At 65.1% G+C, this 16,856-nt stretch carries 18 protein-coding genes; all 18 read left to right on the top strand.

Going from position 1 to position 16,856, the window contains the following annotated elements; all coding sequences use genetic code 11:
* The first annotated feature begins 42 nt into the window (after positions 1-42).
* Entirely contained in the window at positions 43-1,590 is a 1,548-nt protein-coding gene (locus AC6LJY_RS07550; protein ID WP_120156142.1) for an acyl-CoA carboxylase subunit beta, read from the top strand.
* Between the two features lie 20 nt (positions 1,591-1,610).
* Positions 1,611-2,972 (top strand): acetyl-CoA carboxylase biotin carboxylase subunit, encoded by a 1,362-nt coding sequence (locus AC6LJY_RS07545; RefSeq protein ID WP_485858966.1) that lies wholly within the window; start codon positions 1,611-1,613, stop codon positions 2,970-2,972.
* 72 nt (positions 2,973-3,044) lie between these two features.
* On the top strand, positions 3,045-3,257 hold the full coding sequence (locus tag AC6LJY_RS07540) for an acyl-CoA carboxylase biotin carboxyl carrier protein subunit (RefSeq protein WP_104145050.1): 213 nt from the start codon (positions 3,045-3,047) through the stop codon (positions 3,255-3,257).
* Between the two features lie 7 nt (positions 3,258-3,264).
* The gene (locus tag AC6LJY_RS07535) at positions 3,265-5,352 is read left to right on the top strand and encodes a 3-hydroxyacyl-CoA dehydrogenase NAD-binding domain-containing protein (protein WP_498135655.1); all 2,088 of its coding nucleotides are present in this window, start codon (positions 3,265-3,267) and stop codon (positions 5,350-5,352) included.
* A 64-nt stretch (positions 5,353-5,416) separates the two neighbouring features.
* Positions 5,417-5,815 carry a Zn-ribbon domain-containing OB-fold protein gene (locus AC6LJY_RS07530; protein WP_498135654.1) on the top strand — a complete coding sequence of 133 codons (399 nt, stop codon included), beginning with the start codon at positions 5,417-5,419 and terminating at the stop codon, positions 5,813-5,815.
* Positions 5,815-6,987 (top strand): thiolase family protein, encoded by a 1,173-nt coding sequence (locus AC6LJY_RS07525; RefSeq protein WP_219992701.1) that lies wholly within the window; start codon positions 5,815-5,817, stop codon positions 6,985-6,987. The genes AC6LJY_RS07530 and AC6LJY_RS07525 overlap by 1 nt, the downstream gene beginning before the upstream one ends.
* A gap of 36 nt (positions 6,988-7,023) precedes the next feature.
* Positions 7,024-7,716 (top strand): 3-oxoacid CoA-transferase subunit A, encoded by a 693-nt coding sequence (locus AC6LJY_RS07520; protein ID WP_046805756.1) that lies wholly within the window; start codon positions 7,024-7,026, stop codon positions 7,714-7,716.
* The gene (locus AC6LJY_RS07515; RefSeq protein WP_104145054.1) at positions 7,706-8,377 is read left to right on the top strand and encodes a 3-oxoacid CoA-transferase subunit B; all 672 of its coding nucleotides are present in this window, start codon (positions 7,706-7,708) and stop codon (positions 8,375-8,377) included. The genes AC6LJY_RS07520 and AC6LJY_RS07515 overlap by 11 nt, the downstream gene beginning before the upstream one ends.
* Positions 8,378-8,488: 111 nt before the next feature.
* Positions 8,489-8,884 (top strand): hypothetical protein, encoded by a 396-nt coding sequence (locus AC6LJY_RS07510; protein WP_314358846.1) that lies wholly within the window; start codon positions 8,489-8,491, stop codon positions 8,882-8,884.
* A complete protein-coding gene (locus AC6LJY_RS07505) occupies positions 8,881-9,729 on the top strand; it encodes an alpha/beta fold hydrolase (RefSeq protein ID WP_219990385.1) in 849 nt (282 codons plus the stop codon). Before AC6LJY_RS07510 ends, AC6LJY_RS07505 begins: the two co-directional genes overlap by 4 nt.
* A 48-nt stretch (positions 9,730-9,777) precedes the next feature.
* A complete protein-coding gene (locus AC6LJY_RS07500; protein ID WP_314358844.1) occupies positions 9,778-10,950 on the top strand; it encodes an ABC transporter substrate-binding protein in 1,173 nt (390 codons plus the stop codon).
* A gap of 18 nt (positions 10,951-10,968) precedes the next feature.
* Positions 10,969-11,838 carry a branched-chain amino acid ABC transporter permease gene (locus tag AC6LJY_RS07495; protein ID WP_104145056.1) on the top strand — a complete coding sequence of 290 codons (870 nt, stop codon included), beginning with the start codon at positions 10,969-10,971 and terminating at the stop codon, positions 11,836-11,838.
* Positions 11,839-11,841: 3 nt separating this feature from the next.
* Positions 11,842-12,816, top strand: coding sequence for an ABC transporter permease subunit (locus AC6LJY_RS07490; protein ID WP_314358841.1), 975 nt, complete (start codon positions 11,842-11,844; stop codon positions 12,814-12,816).
* Positions 12,813-13,595, top strand: coding sequence for an ABC transporter ATP-binding protein (locus AC6LJY_RS07485; protein ID WP_498135653.1), 783 nt, complete (start codon positions 12,813-12,815; stop codon positions 13,593-13,595). Before AC6LJY_RS07490 ends, AC6LJY_RS07485 begins: the two co-directional genes overlap by 4 nt.
* Complete coding sequence (locus AC6LJY_RS07480; protein WP_219990382.1) at positions 13,582-14,295, top strand: ABC transporter ATP-binding protein; 714 nt, start codon at positions 13,582-13,584, stop codon at positions 14,293-14,295. The genes AC6LJY_RS07485 and AC6LJY_RS07480 overlap by 14 nt, the downstream gene beginning before the upstream one ends.
* A gap of 14 nt (positions 14,296-14,309) precedes the next feature.
* Positions 14,310-15,125, top strand: coding sequence for an N-acyl homoserine lactonase family protein (locus tag AC6LJY_RS07475; protein WP_498135652.1), 816 nt, complete (start codon positions 14,310-14,312; stop codon positions 15,123-15,125).
* A 181-nt stretch (positions 15,126-15,306) separates the two neighbouring features.
* Entirely contained in the window at positions 15,307-15,747 is a 441-nt protein-coding gene (locus tag AC6LJY_RS07470; RefSeq protein ID WP_046805748.1) for a nuclear transport factor 2 family protein, read from the top strand.
* A 129-nt stretch (positions 15,748-15,876) separates the two neighbouring features.
* Positions 15,877-16,836, top strand: coding sequence for a Bug family tripartite tricarboxylate transporter substrate binding protein (locus AC6LJY_RS07465; protein WP_498135651.1), 960 nt, complete (start codon positions 15,877-15,879; stop codon positions 16,834-16,836).
* Positions 16,837-16,856 lie beyond the last annotated feature (20 nt).

The raw sequence follows: 16,856 nt of genomic DNA, 5'->3' as shown, positions 1-16,856 counted from the left end.
GGCGGCAACCGCCGCATCGGCAACGGGCAGGGAGGAGCACACGTGTCCTGGGACAAAGAACTGCAAGAACTGGCGCTGCGCAAAGAACTGGCGCAGCGCATGGGGGGCGAGGCCAAGGTGCGCCGGCATCGAGAGGGCGGCAAGCTGCCGGTGCGCGAACGCATTGCGCACATGGTCGATGTGGGATCGTTTCGCGAGGTGGGCGCGCTGGCGGGCAGCGGGGAATACGATGCCGAAGGTCGCTTGACGGATCTCACGCCGTCGAACCTGCTGATCGGCCGCGCCAAGGTCGACGGCCGGCCGGTGGTGGTGGCGGCCGACGACTTCACGGTGCGTGGCGGCGCCAACGACGGCGCGGTGGGCGATAAGCTGGTCGAGGCCGAACGCATGGCGCATGACCTGAGGCTGCCGCTATTGCGGCTGGTGGATGGCACGGGCGGCGGCGGGTCGGTGCGCAATATCGAAATCAAGGGCCACACCTTGCTGCCCAAGCTGCGCATGTGGCCGTTGATGGCACAGAACCTGGCCACCGTGCCCGTGGTGTCGCTGGCCCTGGGGTCGGTGGCGGGCCTGGGCGCCGCGCGCGTGGCTGCCAGCCATTACGCCATCATGGTGCGCGAGACTTCGCAGCTGTTCATCGCCGGCCCGCCGGTCGTGGCGCGCATCGGCCAGACGCTGGACAAGAATGAACTGGGCGGCAGCGACATCCATACCCGCAACGGCGTGGTGGACGACGAAGCTGATTCGGAAGCCGACGCCTTTGCCATGGCGCGGCGCTTCCTTTCTTATCTGCCGCGTTCGGTGCATGAATTGCCGCCCCGCGAGACCGGCACCGCCGTCGCGTCGGCTGACCAGGATTGGCTGCGCAAGGCCATCCCCGCCGACCCGCGTGCCGTCTACAAGATGCGACCCATCGTGTCGGCCTTGATGGACGAAGGCTCGTTCATGGAGATCGGCAGGCGCTGGGGCAGGGCGGTCATCACGGGGCTGGCGCGCATCGACGGCTGGCCGGTGGCGGTGTTTGCCAGTGACCCCTATCACTACGGCGGCGGCTGGGACGGCCCGGCCGCCGAGAAGTTCACGCGCTTGCTCGACCTGGCCGAAACGTTTCACTTGCCGGTCGTGAACCTGGTGGATGTGCCCGGCTTTCAGATCGGCCTGAACGCCGAGAAGGCCGGCGCCATGCGCTACGGCGTGCGCGCGCTGACGGCGGTGGCGCAGTCCACCGTGCCCTGGTGCTCGATCATTGTGCGCAAGGCCTTTGGCGTGGCGGGCGGCGGCCACCAAAGCGCGGGCCGCTTCAATTTCCGCTATGCGTGGCCGTCTGCCCAATGGGGATCGTTGCCGGTCGAAGGCGGCCTGGAAGTGGCCTACAAGGCCGAGATCGAAGCCGCCGCCGACCCCCAGGCCAAGATGCGTGAAATTGAAGCGCGCGTGCGCGGCCTGACCTCTCCGTTTCGCAGCGCCGAAGCTTTCGTCGTGGAAGACATCATCGACCCGGCCACCACGCGGCAGGTGCTGGAAGAGTTCGTGGAAGTGGTTGCGCCGCTGCGCGAACCCGGCCCGCGCGCCTTTGGGTATCGGCCATGACGGCGGGCTTGGAGCGCAATATGAAAAGAGTCATCGTCGCCAACCGGGGCGCTGTCGCCCGGCGGGTCATCCGAGGGTTGCGCGCGCTTGGCCTGGAATCGGTCGCCGTGTATTCCGAGGCGGATCGCGATCTTCCTTATCTGCGTGAAGCGGACGTGGCCGTTCCCATCGGGCCGGCGCCCGCCGCGCAAAGCTATCTGAACCGCGACACGCTGCTGCGCGTGGCGCGCGAGACGGGCGCCGATGCATTGCATCCCGGTTATGGCTTCCTGTCCGAGAACGCGGACTTTGCCCAGGCGGTGGAATCGGCCGGCATGATCTTCGTCGGCCCGTCGCCGCGCTGGATACGAATGCTGGGGCACAAGACGCGGGCGCGCGATGCGATGCGGGCGCTTGGCATGCCGATGGCCGCCAGTAGCGCCGTGTTGGGCGCCGACCTTGACGCTGTGCGCCATGCCGCCCAGGACCTGGGCTACCCGGTGCTGATCAAGCCGGCCTCGGGTGGCGGCGGCATCGGCATGATTCCGCTGCACGGCCCGCAGGAGGTGGAACCCGAATGGGCGCGGGCGCGGCAGATCGCCGAGCGCAGCTTTGGCGGATCGGACTTGTATCTGGAAAAGCTGCTCGTCAACCCGCGCCATGTGGAATTCCAGTTCCTGGCGGACCGCCATGGGCAAGTGCGCTGCCTGTATGAACGCGACTGCTCTACGCAGCGGCGGCACCAGAAGGTATTGGAAGAGGCGCCCGCGCCGGGGCTGGACCGAGACTTGGTGGCCGACATGGCGGCAAAGCTGGAAGGCATGTTGTCGACGTTGGGCTACGACGTGATTGGCACCGTTGAAATGCTGTACACGCCCGAGTCCGGCTTTTCGTTCCTGGAAATCAACACCCGCCTGCAAGTTGAACACGCCGTGACGGAAGCGGTTACGGGCATCGACATCGTGGCCGCTCAACTGAGGCTGGCGGCGGGCGAACGGATGGGCAGCGTGTTGGCGCGGGTGCCGCCTTTGCAAGGGCATGCGCTGGAGGCGCGCGTCTACGCGGAAGATCCTGTGCGTTTTCTGCCGTCCCCCGGTGTGCTGCAAGTCTTTGCGCCGCCCGTGCTGCCCGGCGTGCGCGTGGAGACGGGCTACGCCGAAGGTTGCCGCGTGTCCAGCCATTACGACCCGATGCTGGCCAAGGTGATCGCGCATGCCGCCACGCGCGACCAGGCGTTGCTGTTGTTAAAGCAAGCGCTGACGCAGTTTCAGGTGGACGGCGTCAAGACCAACATTCCCTTCATGTTGCGCGTGCTGGACGACCAGGGCTTTGGCGCGGGCCAGGTGTCCACCGGCATGGTCGCCCGCATTCTGGACGCGACGCGCGCGGCGCAGGCGGCGTGAATAGCGAATCAGCAGCCAGGCGTTGACCGCCTTGGCATCGTGGACTGAACCGAAGTATTCAAGGAGACAACGATGTTCAAAGTAGAAACCCCCGTTGTGGGCCGAGTGGTTGCCGTCAGCGTGCGTCCGGGCCAGCGTGTCGACGCTGGCGATAGCGTCATCAAGGTCGAGTCTATGAAGATGGAAATCCCTGTCGAGTCCGAACGCGCGGGCATCGTCGCACGCGTGCTGGTGGGCGAAGGCGACGAGGTGGACGAAGGCCAGGTTGTGGTCGAGCTGGAGTAACGCCGCCATGCTGATCCATACGGAACGAACCGAGGCGGGCCGGGTCGCGATGCTGCGGTTGCGCAACCCGCCGGTCAATAGCTTGAGCGCGGCCTTGCGCAGCGAACTGCAAGCGAGCATCAAGGACGCGCTACAGGACCCGGAAGTTCGCGCACTGGTCTTGATTGGGGACGGCGGCTTCTTTTGTTGCGGGGCCGAGATCCGCGAATTCAATACCCCTATGTCGACGCGCGAACCGACACTGCGGTCCCTGATCGCGTTGATCGAAGGCGCATCCAAACCCATCGTTGCGGCAATACATGGCGCCGCCTTGGGCGGTGGGCTGGAGCTGGCGCTGGGTTGTCATTACCGGATCGCGCTGCAAGGCGCGTCGCTGGGTCTGCCCGAGGTGAAGCTTGGCGTGCTGCCCGGCGCGGGCGGCACGCAGCGGCTGCCCAGACTCGTCGGCGTCGAGCGCGCGCTGACGATGATTGCGCAGGGCGACCCCATCGACACCGCCACCGGCCTGGTCTGGGGCCTGCTTGATGCAGTCGTGGCCGACAATCTGCCCGAACGCGCCGCTGCCTATGCGCGGGCGAAGGCCGACGCGCCACTGGCCGGGCGCAACGTGGGCGCGCGGCAGGTGCCTGCGCCGCAAGATTCGGGCGTGTACGAGCGTGCCCGCGAACAGGCCGCGCGCCGTTATCGTGGCTGCGTGGCGCCGCTGGCGTGCATCGATTGCGTGAAAGCCGCCACCCACGGCACGCTGGAAGACGGCCTGGCGTTTGAACGCGCGCACTTTCTGGACCTCGTCAACGGCAACCAGTCCCAGGCGCAGCGTCACCTGTTCTTTGCCGAACGCGCCGCCGTCAAATTGCCGGCGGAGTGGACGGCCACAGCCGGCATCACGACCGTGGGCGTGGTCGGCGCGGGCACGATGGGCGGCGGTATCGCGATGAGCCTGGCCAACGCCGGGCTGGACGTCGTGCTGGTCGAACGCGATGCGCAGGCGCTGGAACGCGGCTGGTCGGCCATCCGCAAGAACTACGCGGCGACGGCGGCGAAGGGCAAGCTGACGGCGGCGCAGGTGGACGAACGGCAGGCGCGCATCCGCCCGTCACTGGATATGGACGATCTGCGCGATGTCGATCTGGCGATCGAAGCCGCGTTCGAGGACATGGACGTCAAGCGCCAGATCTTTACCGCGCTGGACGCGGTGTGCAAGCCGTTGGCGATTCTGGCCTCGAACACGTCGCGTCTGGATATCGACAAGATCGCCGGCTTTACGCGTCGGCCCGCCCAGGTGTTAGGCATGCACTTCTTCAGCCCGGCCCACGTCATGCGCTTGCTGGAAGTGGTCAAGGGTGGCCAGACGGATGGCAACGTCATCGCCTCGGTGTTCCAGCTGGCGCGCCGCATGGACAAGTTGCCGGTGCTGGTGGGCGTATGCGACGGATTCGTCGGCAACCGCATGGTCAGCCCTTACACGCGCGAGGCGCATTTTCTGCTGGAAGAGGGTGCGTCGCCGTCGCGGGTGGACGGCGCCTTGCAGCGTTTTGGGCTGGCCATGGGGCCGCTGCGCATGGCGGACATGGCGGGTCTGGACATCAGCTGGGCGTTTCGCAAGCGCACCGCATCGACCCGGCCGGCGCACCTGCGCTATTCGCGCGTGGCCGACAACCTGTGCGAACAAGGGCGCTTTGGGCAGAAGACGGGCGCCGGCTTTTATCGCTACGCAGCGGGCAGCCGTGAGCCGTTGGAAGACGCGCGGGTGTTGGCGTTGATCGAGGCATGCGCGCGCCAGGACGGCATCGTGCGACGCGACATCACCGACGAGGAAATCGTGCAGCGCACGATGTGCGCGCTGGTGAACGAAGGCGCGCGCATCCTGGAAGATGGCATCGCCCGCCGCGCGTCGGATATCGACGTCATCTACGTCAACGGCTACGGCTTTCCGGCGCATCGGGGCGGCCCGTTGTTTTATGCCGACCAGCAAGGCTTGCCGAATGTGCTGGCCACGATCCGGCGCTTTCACGATCAACACGGCGAGCTTTGGCAGCCCGCCCCGTTATTGGAACGCCTGGTGGCGCAGGGCAAGCGTTTTGCGGACTTGTAAATCGTTGGCCCGCCGCGCCGTGACATCGGGCGCGGCGACTCAGAACAAATAGAAGGAGACAGCAATGCATACGGAACAAGCCGAGGCCCTGTCGCGGGGGCCACAGGAACAGTACTTTGCCGCGTTGGCCAAAGGCCGTTTTCAAATTCAACGTTGCAGGGCATGCGAACGGCATCAGTTCTTACCCCGCACACTGTGCATGCACTGCGGCGCGACGGACCTGGCGTGGATCGAGCCCGCGGGCACCGGCACGGTCTATTCGTTCAGCATCGTGCGGCGCAAGGCGGAAGCGGGCGGCGACTACAACGTGGCGCTGATCGATCTGGACGAGGGCGCGCGCATGATGAGCCGGGTGGACGGCGTGCCGTTGGAACGGCTGCGGATCGGCATGCCGATCAAGGCGCGGGTGTTGTTGGATGCGGCCGAGCCGCTGGTGGTGTTCGAGCCTGTGGAGGCCGCATGATGACGCTGGAATCACTGCGCGGCCGGGTCGCCATTGCCGGGGTCGGGCACGCGGGCCTGGGCGAAGCGCACGGCTACACCGAAATGGAAGTGCTGGCCCAGGCCGCGTCGCGGGCAGTGGCCGATGCCGGGCTGACCATGAAGGATATCGACGGGCTGGCCACATGCAGTTCATCGGCCACGATGTGGAGCATGCCCGTTGCCGAATACCTGGGCCTGCGTCCTCGGTATATCGAAGCCACGATGCTGGGTGGGTCCAGCTTTGTCTCGCACCTGCTGCCCTCGGTGATGGCATTGGCGTCCGGGCAATGCAATGCGGTGCTGGTCTGCTATGGCAGCACGCAAAAGACCGCCACGTTCGGCCGCAAGGAAGGCATCAAGGCGCGTACGTTGCTGGACCCCCAACCATTCGAACATCCGTATTCGCCGCTACAGCCCGTGACGTCCTACGCGTTGGCCGCCGCCCGCCACATGCATCAATACGGCACAACCCGCGAACAGCTGGCCGAAGTGGCCGTCGCGGCGCGCGCTTGGGCGGCGCTGAACCCCGAGGCCGCGATGCGCGACCCCTTATCGATCGAGGACGTGCTGCGTTCGCGCCCGGTCTCGGATCCATTGACGGTGCGCGACTGCTGCCTGGTCAGCGACGGTGGCGGCGCCTACGTGATGGTGCGCGCCGACCGAGCCCGCCAGCTGCGGCAGCCTCCCGTGTACGTGCTGGGCAGCGCCACGGCGGTGTGGAACCGCCAGATATCGTCCATGGAAGACCTGACCGTGACGGCGGCGGCGGAATCCGGCAAGCGCGCGTTGGCCATGGCTGGTTTGAACGTGGCGGACGTGGACGTGGCCGAGCTTTATGACGCCTTCACGATCAACACGTTGCTGTTCCTGGAAGACCTGGGCTTTTGCAAAAAGGGCGAAGGCGGCGCCTTTGTTCAGGGCGGCGGCATTGCGCCCGGTGGGCGTCTGCCGGTGAACACGAACGGCGGCGGCTTGTCGTGCGTGCATCCCGGCATGTACGGCATTTTCCTGGTGATAGAAGCCGTGCGTCAGCTGCGGGCTCAGGCGGGCGAACGACAGGTGGCGGGCGCGGATATTGCGCTGGTACACGGCAACGGCGGCACCTTGTCCAGCCAGTCCACCGCCATCCTGGGCGGCCCGTCCACGCGCTGACGCCGGCCTTGCGCCTTCCTTAGAAATGGGATTTTCATGCTGGACAAAACAGTCGATACGCTGGCCGCCGCGGTGGCCGGCGTGCAAGACGGCGCGGTGATTCTGATCGGCGGCTTTGGCGCCTCGGGCGTACCGACCGAACTGGTTTGCGCGCTGCTTGACCAAGGCGCGCGCGACCTGACCATCGTCAATAACAACGCCGGCAATGGCGAACGTGGCCTGAGCCAATTGGTGCGAGCAGGCCGGGTGCGCAAGATGGTCTGCTCGTTTGCGCGTTCGTCGGATCGCAAGAACCCAAACGCCGCCGCCTTCGCCGAGGCCTATCACGCGGGAAAAATCGAGCTGGAATGCGTGCCGCAGGGCACGATGGCCGAGCGCATGCGCGCGGCGGGCGCGGGGCTGGGGCCGTTTTTCACGCCAACCGCCTTTGGCACGCCCTTGGCGAAAGGCAAGGAGACGCGCGTGATAGACGGCGTTGGGTACGTGCTGGAAGCCCCGTTGAAGGGCGACTTTGCTTTCGTCAAAGCTCGCACGGCAGACCGCTGGGGCAATCTGGTGTACCGCTATGCCGGGCGCAATTTCGCGCCGGTGATGTGCATGGCGGCCACCACCACGGTGGCGCAGGTGGACAGCATCGTGGAGCTGGGCGCCATCCCGCCCGAACACGTCATGACGCCGGGAATTTTCGTTAAACGAGTGGTGCAAGTGGAGCGCGATCATGGAATATGAAAAGCTGAATCGACGCCAGATTGCACGCCTGGTGGCCCAGGACATTCCGGATGGCGCCTATGTCAACCTGGGCATCGGCATACCGACGCTGGTATCGGCCTTTTTACCGGCCGACCGCGATGTGATCCTGCACACCGAAAACGGCATCGTCGGCATGGGGCCGGGCGATCCCGACGCGCCGCTGGACCTGGACCTGATCAACGCCAGCAAAGAAGCGGTGACCTTGTTGCCGGGCGCATCCATTACCGACCACGTGGTGTCGTTCGCCATGATGCGCGGCGGCCATCTGGACCTGACGGTGCTGGGCGCATTCCAGGTGTCCGCGCGCGGCGACCTGGCCAACTGGGACACCGGTGCGCCGGGCACGATTCCGGCCGTGGGCGGCGCGATGGACCTGGTGGCCGGCGCGCGCCAGGTCTACATCACGATGGACCACGTGACCAAGGATGGGCGGCCCAAGATCGTGCGCGAATGCACCTATCCGCTGACTGGCGCTGGCGTGGTCGACCGCATCTATTCTGATCTGGCCATCATCGATGTACTGCCGGATGGCATGCGAGTGATCGCGATGGTGGCGGGGCTGCGGTTTGACGCCTTGCAGGACCTGACGGATTGCCCGCTGACGCTGGCGGACGATTGGCGGGTGTTGTCGCCTGAATAGCCTTCGGCTCGTACTTCCCCGTGTTGACAGGGGAAGTTTTCGATACTTAGAATGTTCTTATAGAAAGAATATACGTTCTGCACATAAGAACAACATAAGCGGGAAGAGACAATGGAAAACCACGCCACGCCAGCGCAACACGCGTCGGACGCGCAGCTTGCGCATCGATTCCGTAGCCGCGCGTTGTCGTTCTCGCGGCCGCGCCAGGTCGATATGGACCTGCTGGTGCGGGTCGGCGATGCGCCGCTGCTTGTACGCATTCGCGACGGCCGGGTCGCCAGCGCCGACGCGCCCGCTGCGCCGCTGCCTTCCTGCGACGTATCGCTGCGCGCCTCTGCCGCCGCCTGGTCGCGCTTCTGGCAAGCCGTGCCGGATGCGGGCTGGCATGACATCTTTGCGCTGAGCAAGCGCGGCGAACTGGCTATCGAAGGCAACTTGCAACCCTTGATGGCGCACTTGCAGTTCGTCAAGGATCTGCTGGCCAGGGGCCGCGAGGCGCACGCATGAACGCCGCCCTGGAACCCATCGTTGGCCGTTATGTGCACATCGACATCGGCGGCAAGCCTTGCCGTGTTTACTTCGAAGAAGCGGGCGAGGGCATCCCGCTGGTCTGCCTGCACACCGCCGGCGCCGACAGCCGCCAGTACCGCCACATGCTGTGCGATGCGGACATCACGTCGCGCTATCGCGTCATTGCTTTCGACATGCCATGGCACGGCAAGTCCTACCCGCCGGCCGGCTGGCAGGACGAGGAATATCGCTTGTCCACCGAACGTTATGTGGAAACGGTCATGGCGTTCTGCCAGGCGTTGGCGCTGGATCGCCCCGCGCTGATCGGCTGCTCGATCGGCGGACGTATCGTGTTGCAACTGGCGCATCAGCACGCCGAACGCTTTCGCGCGTTGATCGGAGTCGAAGCGGCTGATTTCCAGCAGCCCTGGTACGACACCTCGTGGCTGCATCGCGGCGACGTCCATGGCGGCGAGGTCTGCGCGGCCTTGGTATCGGGCTTGGTGGCGCCGCAGTCGCCGGACGTCTATCGGCACGAAACCTTGTGGCAATACATGCAGGGCGGCCCCGGCGTGTTTCGCGGCGACCTGTATTTCTACCGTGTCGACGGCGATTTGCGGGGCCGGCTGGACGGCATCCGCACCGAGCGTTGTCCGCTATTTCTGTTGACGGGGGAATACGACTTTTCGTGCACGCCCGAAGACACCTTGCGCACCGCCGCCGGTATTCCCGGTGCGCAGGTCACCATCATGCGCGAATTGGGGCATTTCCCCATGAGCGAGAACCCACAGCAGTTTCGCGGCTACATATTGCCGGTGCTGGACGCCATCGCCCGCCTATAGCGCGGCAACAACGACGGGCGGCATTGCCCGCGACTCACAGGAGGCATCATGCGTTATCCGATCATTCTGGCCGGCATCTTTGCGCTGGCCGCGGTTCCCGCCGTCAAGGCGCAAGAGGCACAAGGCACACTCAAGCTTGGCGCCTTGGTCACGCTGTCCGGCGCCGGTGCCGCCTGGGGGCAGGGCATGAAAAATGCCGCCGAGATTGCGGCGGACCAGGTGAACGAGGCGGGCGGACTGGAGGTGGACGGCAAGAAGTATCGCGTGCAGGTGGTGGCCTATGACGACAAGTACCAGGCCAACGAAGCCGTCACCGTGGCCAACCGCCTGGTGTTCGAGGACAAGGTGCGCTATGTGATCGGCCCGGTGGGATCGGCGCCGGTGCTGGCCATCCAGCCCATGACGGAAAAGAACAAAGTGATCGTCATGACGCTGGGCTTTACCGCCAAGGCGCTGGCCGCGGACAAGCCCTATACGTTCCGTCCCAACGTCACCACGGCCGAGGTGTCGCAGCCGCAGATCGACTGGCTGGTCAAGTCGCAAGGCCTGCGCAAGGTGGGGGCGCTGTTCCCCAACGACGAAACCGGGCAGCAGATTGCGCTGGACCTGGAAGCTGCCTACAAGAAGGCGGGCGCGGCCTTGTCCGTCAAGGAATTCTTCGAACGCGACCGGGTCGACTTCGTGCCCGTGCTGACGCGCATGATGGCGCGCGGCATCGACGCCATCGAACTGGACGGCAATTCGCCCACCACCGCCGGCTTGATCGTGAAGCAGGCGCGCGAACTGGGCTTTGAAGGACGCATCGTGCGTACTGGCGGCCCGGCCACGCAGGAAATCGTCAACGTGGCCGGCAAGGCGGCTACCGAGGGCATGTTCGTCCATACGCCGATCGATCCCGAGCTGCCCGCTACCAAGGCCTACGCCCAGCGATATGCCGCCAAGTACAAGCACGCGATGAACGGCTTCAGCCCCGCGTTTTATGACGGCACCAACATGCTGTTCGAAGCCATGCGCCGCGCCGGCACGGTGGAAGACACGGACCGCGTGCGCGTCGAACTGGAAAAGCTGGAAGGCTTTGACGGATCACTGGGCAAGCTCAGCTGGACGGGCAAGGCCATGTACGGCATCAACCATCAGTTGAACGCGCCGTTCTACGTGGCCGAGGTCAAGGATGGCCGCGAGGTGATCCGCGCGCGCTGCACCGTCGAGGGATGCCGCTAGCGCGGCGGGGGATGGCACGTGGATTGGAGCATTTTGCTGACGCAGGCCACGATCAACGGCTTGATCGTGGGATTGCTGTATCTGTTGATGGCGGTGGGCTTCACGCTGGTGTTCGGCGTGATGCGGATGGTGAACTTTGCCCACGGCGAGTTCTACATGCTGGGCGCTTTTGGCGCCTACTACCTGACGACCCAGGCGGGCTTCTCGTTTCTGCCTGCCGTGGCGCTGACCTTTGCGTTGTCGGTGGTCGGCGGCGCGGTGCTGGAATGGGGCGTGCTCAAGCCGTTTCGCCGGGACGAATTGAACGGCATGATCGCCACCATCGGCCTGGCGATGATTCTGCAAAACCTGGCCTTGATGTTCTTCGGCCCCGACCCCTTGTCCATGCCCGCCGTGGCGCAGGGCACCGCCCGCATGGGCAAGCTCGTTGTGCCGTTGTCGCGCGTGTACGTGGTGGTGTTTGCCTTGCTGGCGCTGGCCTTGCTGTATGGCTTCCTGCGTCACTCGCGGCCGGGCCGCGCGCTGCGCGCCGTGGTCGAGGACTTTGAGATTGCCGGCATCCAGGGTATCCGCTCGCGCATCTATTACCCGCTGGGTTTTGGCCTGGGGGTAGGGCTGGCAGCGGTGGCCGGCGCGCTGATGGCGCCGCTGTTCTCGGTGTCGCCATTCGTGGGCGCCACGCCGCTGCTCAAGGCGTTCATCGTCGTGATCCTGGGTGGGCTGGGCAGCATCCCGGGCGCGGCTTTCGCGGGCCTGGCGCTGGGCCTGGCGGAAAGCTATGGCAGCCTGCTGTTCGACAGCAGCACGGCGGACATGCTGATTTTCGCCGTCGTAATCGTGATGTTGGTCGTGCGGCCCAAGGGCTTGCTGGGCCGGGGGGAGGCATAAACCATGACGGACCTTTCACTTGATGCAGCCGTGACGCGGCCCGCGCCATTACGCTGGCTGTTGTGGGCGGCGTTGGCCGTGGCCGCGTGCACGCCGTGGTTTGCCGGGCCGTTCGCGCAACATCTGGCGGTGCTGACCTGCCTGAACGTGCTGATCGTCAACGGCTTGGCGCTGATTGCACGCTGCGGGCAATTGTCGTTGGGACACGCGGCCTTCGTCGCGCTGGGCGCCTACGGCTCGGTGCTGGCCGCCCGCTACCTGGGCTGGGGCTTTTTGCCGTCCACCTTGGTGGGGGTGGCGTTGACGGCGGGTGTGGCGCTGATATTGGGCGCGATCATCCTGCGCTTGAAAGGCGTTTATTTCGTGCTGGTGACGTTTGCGTTCGGGGAACTGGTGCGGCTGATTTTGCTGGACGGGTCATCCTGGTCGGGTGGCGCGAACGGAGTCGCCAGCATCCCGCCGGCCGCGCTGGCCGGTATCGTGTTCGATACGCGGGCCAGTTTTTACGGCCTGGCGCTGTGCGCGGCCCTGGGCTCGGTCGCGCTGTTGAGCGCGGTGGCAAGGCAGCCATTCGGCCACGCCATCGACGCCGTGGCCGAGAACCCGGCCCTGGCCGAATCCACCGGCCTTAGCGTGCACCGGATTCAGCTGTGCGCATTTGTGGCCGGTTGCGCGCTGGCGGCAGTGGGCGGCGCCTTGCAGGCGCGTTACGTGGGCTACGTGTCGCCCGAGTCATTCAACGCCAGCATATCCATCGGCTTCATCATCATGCTGGTCATCGGCGGCCGCCGCTCAGTATGGGGCGGGCTGATCGGCGCCATGGTGCTGACGCCGCTGCCCGAGCTGTTTCGCGGGGCGGTGCAAACGCAGCACATTTTTTACGGCGCGGCGCTGATCCTGATCCTGCGTTTTCTGCCGGCGGGCCTGGCCGGCTTGCCGGGGCCGTGGCAATCGCGTCGGCACAAGGAGTCCGCATGAACACACCTTTATTGCAGGTGCAGGGCCTGTCGCGCAGCTTCGGCGGCTTGGCAGCCTTGCGCAACGTCAGCTTCGCCATCGCGCCGGGCGAAATCGTGGGCTTGATCGGCCCCAACGGCGCGGGCAAGACAACGGCCTTCAACGTCATCAGCGGCACGATGCCGCCGTCGTCGGGCTCCGTGCATTTCGATGGCCGTGATATTTCCGGCGGCCCGCCCAGCCGTGTCGTGGTGCGAGGGCTGGCTCGTACGTTTCAATCCACCTCGACCTATCCCGAGGCCACCGTGGCCGAGAACATCCGGCGCGGCATGCTGTCGCGCATTCAGCATTCCTGGCTGCGTCGTCTGGCCGGGCGTAACCAGGATCTGTTGCCGGCGTCGGAAGTGACGCGGGAGGTCGACCGGCTGCTGGTCCTGCTAGACCTGCAAGGCTGGCGCGACGCGGCGGCCGGATCGCTCGCCTACGGCTTGCAGAAAAAGCTGGGCATCGCCGTTGCGCTGGCCTGCCGGCCGCGCATGTTGTTGTTGGACGAGCCGGCGGCGGGGCTGAACCATGAAGAATGCAACGAGCTGGGGCGGTTGCTGCGCCGCCTGCAATCCGAGGAAGGGCTGACGATGCTGCTGGTGGAACATCACATGGCGCTGGTCATGGAACTTTGCCATCGCATCGTGGTGCTGGTGCAGGGAGAAAAAATCGCCGAGGGCACGCCGCAAGCCATCCGCGACAACCTCGCCGTGATCGAAGCCTATCTGGGAGCGCCCGACTATGCCCATGCTTGACGTCCAGGACCTGAAGGTTCGCTACGGGCCGCTGGAGGCGGTGCGCGGCATCAGCTTTACGGTTGAACAAGGCCAGATCGTTGCGCTGGTCGGCTCGAACGGCGCAGGCAAAAGCTCTACCTTGAAAGCGCTGATCGGCCTGGCGCCGGCCGCGGGCGGGCGCATTGTGTTTGACGGGAAAGACATCGCGGGGCTGGCTTCGGCGGCGCGCGTATCGGCCGGCTTGTCCTTGTCGCCGGAGGGGCGGCGCTTGTTCGGCCGCATGACCGTGCTGGATAACCTGATGGCCGGCGCGCATGGGGTGAGGTCGCGCAGCCGCGTTCGCGCGCGGCTGGACGAGGTCTACACGCTGTTTCCGCGTGTGCAGGAACGGCGTGCACAGTTGGCGGGCTCGTTGTCCGGTGGCGAGCAGCAGATGGTGGCCATCGGCCGCGCGCTGATGGCGCAACCCCGCTTGTTGATGCTGGATGAACCGTCGTTGGGCATCGCGCCCAAGGTCGTGGCCGAAATCGCGGACGCCATTGAGCGCATCAACCGCGACAGCGGCATCGCCATTGTGCTGGTGGAGCAAAACGCGCGGCTGGCGCTGCGCCTGGCGCATCATGCCTATGCGTTCGAACATGGCGAGGTGGTGCGCAGCGGCAAGGGCGCCGACCTGCTGGCCGACCCCTTCGTGCAGAAAGCCTATCTGGGCATATGAAGAGAGCCTTGGCGATGCAGAACGTTCTTCCCGAATACGAAATCTACGCCATCCGCTACGCCCGCATGCCGCGCCAGCGACGCGACAACTTCCTGGGCGGCGATCCGCATGACGGCGACATGCCCATGGACTTCTACGTGTGGTTGATACGCGGCGCGGGCCGCGTTGTTCTGGTCGACACGGGGTTCAATGCGGACATGGCGCGGGTGCGGCGGCGTGAGCTGATCCAGTGCCCGATCTCGGCCCTGGCCCAACTTGGCGTGCAGCCAGAAGACGTGCAGCACGTGGTGCTGACCCATCTGCATTACGACCATGCGGGCAACCTGGACTTGTTGCCGCAGGCGCGCTTTCACGTGCAAGACGATGAGCTTGACTTCGCCACCGGCCGTTGCATGTGCTTTGAACCGCTGCGGCATGCCTACGCAGTAGAGGATGTGATCGCGCTGGTGCGGCGCGTGTACGACGGCCGGGTGCAGTTTCATGACGGCGACAGCACGTTGTTGCCGGGCCTGGAACTGCTGCATATCGGCGGCCACACGAAAGGCCTGCAAGCGGTGCGCGTGCATACCGAACGCGGCTGGGTAGTGCTGGCGTCCGACGCCAGCCACTACTACGAAAACATGGGGCAGGGCAGGCCGTTTCCCATCGTCTACAACACGGCCCAGATGCTGTCGGGATACGCCAAGCTGTTTGGCGCGGCGCAGTCCGAGCAGCATGTCGTGCCGGGGCATGATCCGTTGGTGCTGGATCGGTATCCAAAGTGGCAGGAGTCAGCGCACGTGGTGATGCTGCATCGCGAACTTCTGTCTGGCGGTGCGCAGCAGCCGTAACAACGATTCCCCTTACCACCCCAACCGTTCAAGCCCGCCCTCACGCGCAGCCCGGTCCCGAGCGCCGCCTCGTCGGACCAGGCTGCGTTATCGTTTCCACTAATTATCGTAATCCCTAGCTTTTTATGGACTTACAGCGCGTCCATAATCTGCGGAAACGTTTCCACAAAAGAGGGTTTCCATGAGTACCGAGTTGCAGGCTGCACGCGTGAAGACCGTCGTTGACCACATGGCGCTGGAATGCGTTCAGGAGTGGGACAAGGTCATCGACACCTTCGAACATCCCCGATACGAGATGCACTCCAGTGGTGCGGTCTTTGACGGCGAGAGCGAAGTCATGGGGTATTTCGAGTCGTCGCGGGCCTCGTTTCCCGACTTGAAGAACGAGATCATCGCGGTGGCCGCCGCCGAGGGCACGGACATCGTCCTGGTGGAATTCTGGCTTTCCGGCACGCATGCCGGCCCGTTCACTGTTGACGGCAAGACGTACGAGCCGACGGGACGCCAGTTTCGCGTTCGCATGGCGGCCACGTTCGAATTCGCGCCGAACTCGGCCAAGGTGATCTGCGAGCGTCCGTACACCTGTCAGAACGCCAAGCTGCGTTCGCTCGGGTTGCTGTAGGGATAGCGGTAGCGGTAGCGGTTGTTCCGTTCAGGAGGCGGGCAACCTGGTTGGGCCAATGCGTTCTACAGAAAAAACCGGGCAGGCCGGTCAGGCGCTGCACCCGGAGATAAATCCGAGGAGACAACAATGAAGAAGCTGTCCGTTGCAGCCGCGCTGCTGACCTTGCTGGGCATGGGCGCGGCCCATGCCGACGACTACCCGAATCGCCCGATTCGCATGCTGTTGCCGTTCTCGGCCGGCGGCGGTGGCGACACCTTGGGCCGGATCCTGGCAGAGCGGTTTTCAGCCGAACTGAAGCAGCCCATCATCGTCGAGAACAAGCCCGGCGCAGGCGGCACGATCGGCATCGCCGCCGTGGCCCGCTCGGCGCCGGACGGCTACACGATCACCATCGGGGGGATGACCACGCACATCCTGTCTCCGTCGGTCTACAAGGATCTGCCGTATGACCCGATCAAGAGCTTTACGTCGCTGGGCGCCATCGGCAATTCGGCCATCATGGTGGTTGCGAACAACAACTTTCCGGCCAACGATATCGAAGGCCTGAAGAAACTGGCGGAATCCCGCAAGGACCCTATCCAGTACGCAAGCTGGGGCATCGGCTCAACGGGTCACTTCTGCGGCGAAGTCATGGTGCAGAAGGGCGACCTGAAGATGCAGCACGTGCCCTACAAGGGCACCACGCAGATCATGACGGACATCATGGGCGGGCATATCGACCTGGGTTTTGTCGACATGGCCACCGCCACGCCGATGGTCACGCAGCACAAGGTGAAGGGGCTGGCCGTCTGTACCAAGCGGTCGCCCAGCGTGCCGGAAGTTCGCAGCTACAAGGAACAGGGCATCGACTTTGACCGCGACCTGAATTGGGCGATGTACGTGCCGGCCGGCACGCCCCAGCCCATCGTCGATCGCCTGTCCGGCACCTTGGAAAAGGTGCTGAAAGAACAGGAAGTGATCGACAAGTTGCTTGGCCTTGGCATTTCGGCTCGGTACGTTGCCGGGCCCGCGCATCAAAAGGCAAACATGGCCGACATCGAAGCCTGGCGCGTGGTGGCGAAAGAAGCCGGCATTACGCCGCAATAGACGGTTCCTTGGCTGTGGCA

The sequence above is a fragment of the Achromobacter sp. RT286_PF genome (genome assembly GCF_059760425.1).
This window is presented reverse-complemented; position numbering and strand designations above follow the sequence as displayed.

Coding starts and splice junctions, on each gene's coding strand:
- AC6LJY_RS07545 (WP_485858966.1), top strand. CDS start 1,611: ATGAAAAGAGTCATCGTCGCCAACCGGGGCGCTGTCGCCCGGCGGGTC.
- AC6LJY_RS07540 (WP_104145050.1), top strand. CDS start 3,045: ATGTTCAAAGTAGAAACCCCCGTTGTGGGCCGAGTGGTTGCCGTCAGC.
- AC6LJY_RS07535 (WP_498135655.1), top strand. CDS start 3,265: ATGCTGATCCATACGGAACGAACCGAGGCGGGCCGGGTCGCGATGCTG.
- AC6LJY_RS07530 (WP_498135654.1), top strand. CDS start 5,417: ATGCATACGGAACAAGCCGAGGCCCTGTCGCGGGGGCCACAGGAACAG.
- AC6LJY_RS07525 (WP_219992701.1), top strand. CDS start 5,815: ATGACGCTGGAATCACTGCGCGGCCGGGTCGCCATTGCCGGGGTCGGG.
- AC6LJY_RS07520 (WP_046805756.1), top strand. CDS start 7,024: ATGCTGGACAAAACAGTCGATACGCTGGCCGCCGCGGTGGCCGGCGTG.
- AC6LJY_RS07515 (WP_104145054.1), top strand. CDS start 7,706: ATGGAATATGAAAAGCTGAATCGACGCCAGATTGCACGCCTGGTGGCC.
- AC6LJY_RS07510 (WP_314358846.1), top strand. CDS start 8,489: ATGGAAAACCACGCCACGCCAGCGCAACACGCGTCGGACGCGCAGCTT.
- AC6LJY_RS07505 (WP_219990385.1), top strand. CDS start 8,881: ATGAACGCCGCCCTGGAACCCATCGTTGGCCGTTATGTGCACATCGAC.
- AC6LJY_RS07500 (WP_314358844.1), top strand. CDS start 9,778: ATGCGTTATCCGATCATTCTGGCCGGCATCTTTGCGCTGGCCGCGGTT.
- AC6LJY_RS07490 (WP_314358841.1), top strand. CDS start 11,842: ATGACGGACCTTTCACTTGATGCAGCCGTGACGCGGCCCGCGCCATTA.
- AC6LJY_RS07485 (WP_498135653.1), top strand. CDS start 12,813: ATGAACACACCTTTATTGCAGGTGCAGGGCCTGTCGCGCAGCTTCGGC.
- AC6LJY_RS07480 (WP_219990382.1), top strand. CDS start 13,582: ATGCCCATGCTTGACGTCCAGGACCTGAAGGTTCGCTACGGGCCGCTG.
- AC6LJY_RS07475 (WP_498135652.1), top strand. CDS start 14,310: ATGCAGAACGTTCTTCCCGAATACGAAATCTACGCCATCCGCTACGCC.
- AC6LJY_RS07470 (WP_046805748.1), top strand. CDS start 15,307: ATGAGTACCGAGTTGCAGGCTGCACGCGTGAAGACCGTCGTTGACCAC.
- AC6LJY_RS07465 (WP_498135651.1), top strand. CDS start 15,877: ATGAAGAAGCTGTCCGTTGCAGCCGCGCTGCTGACCTTGCTGGGCATG.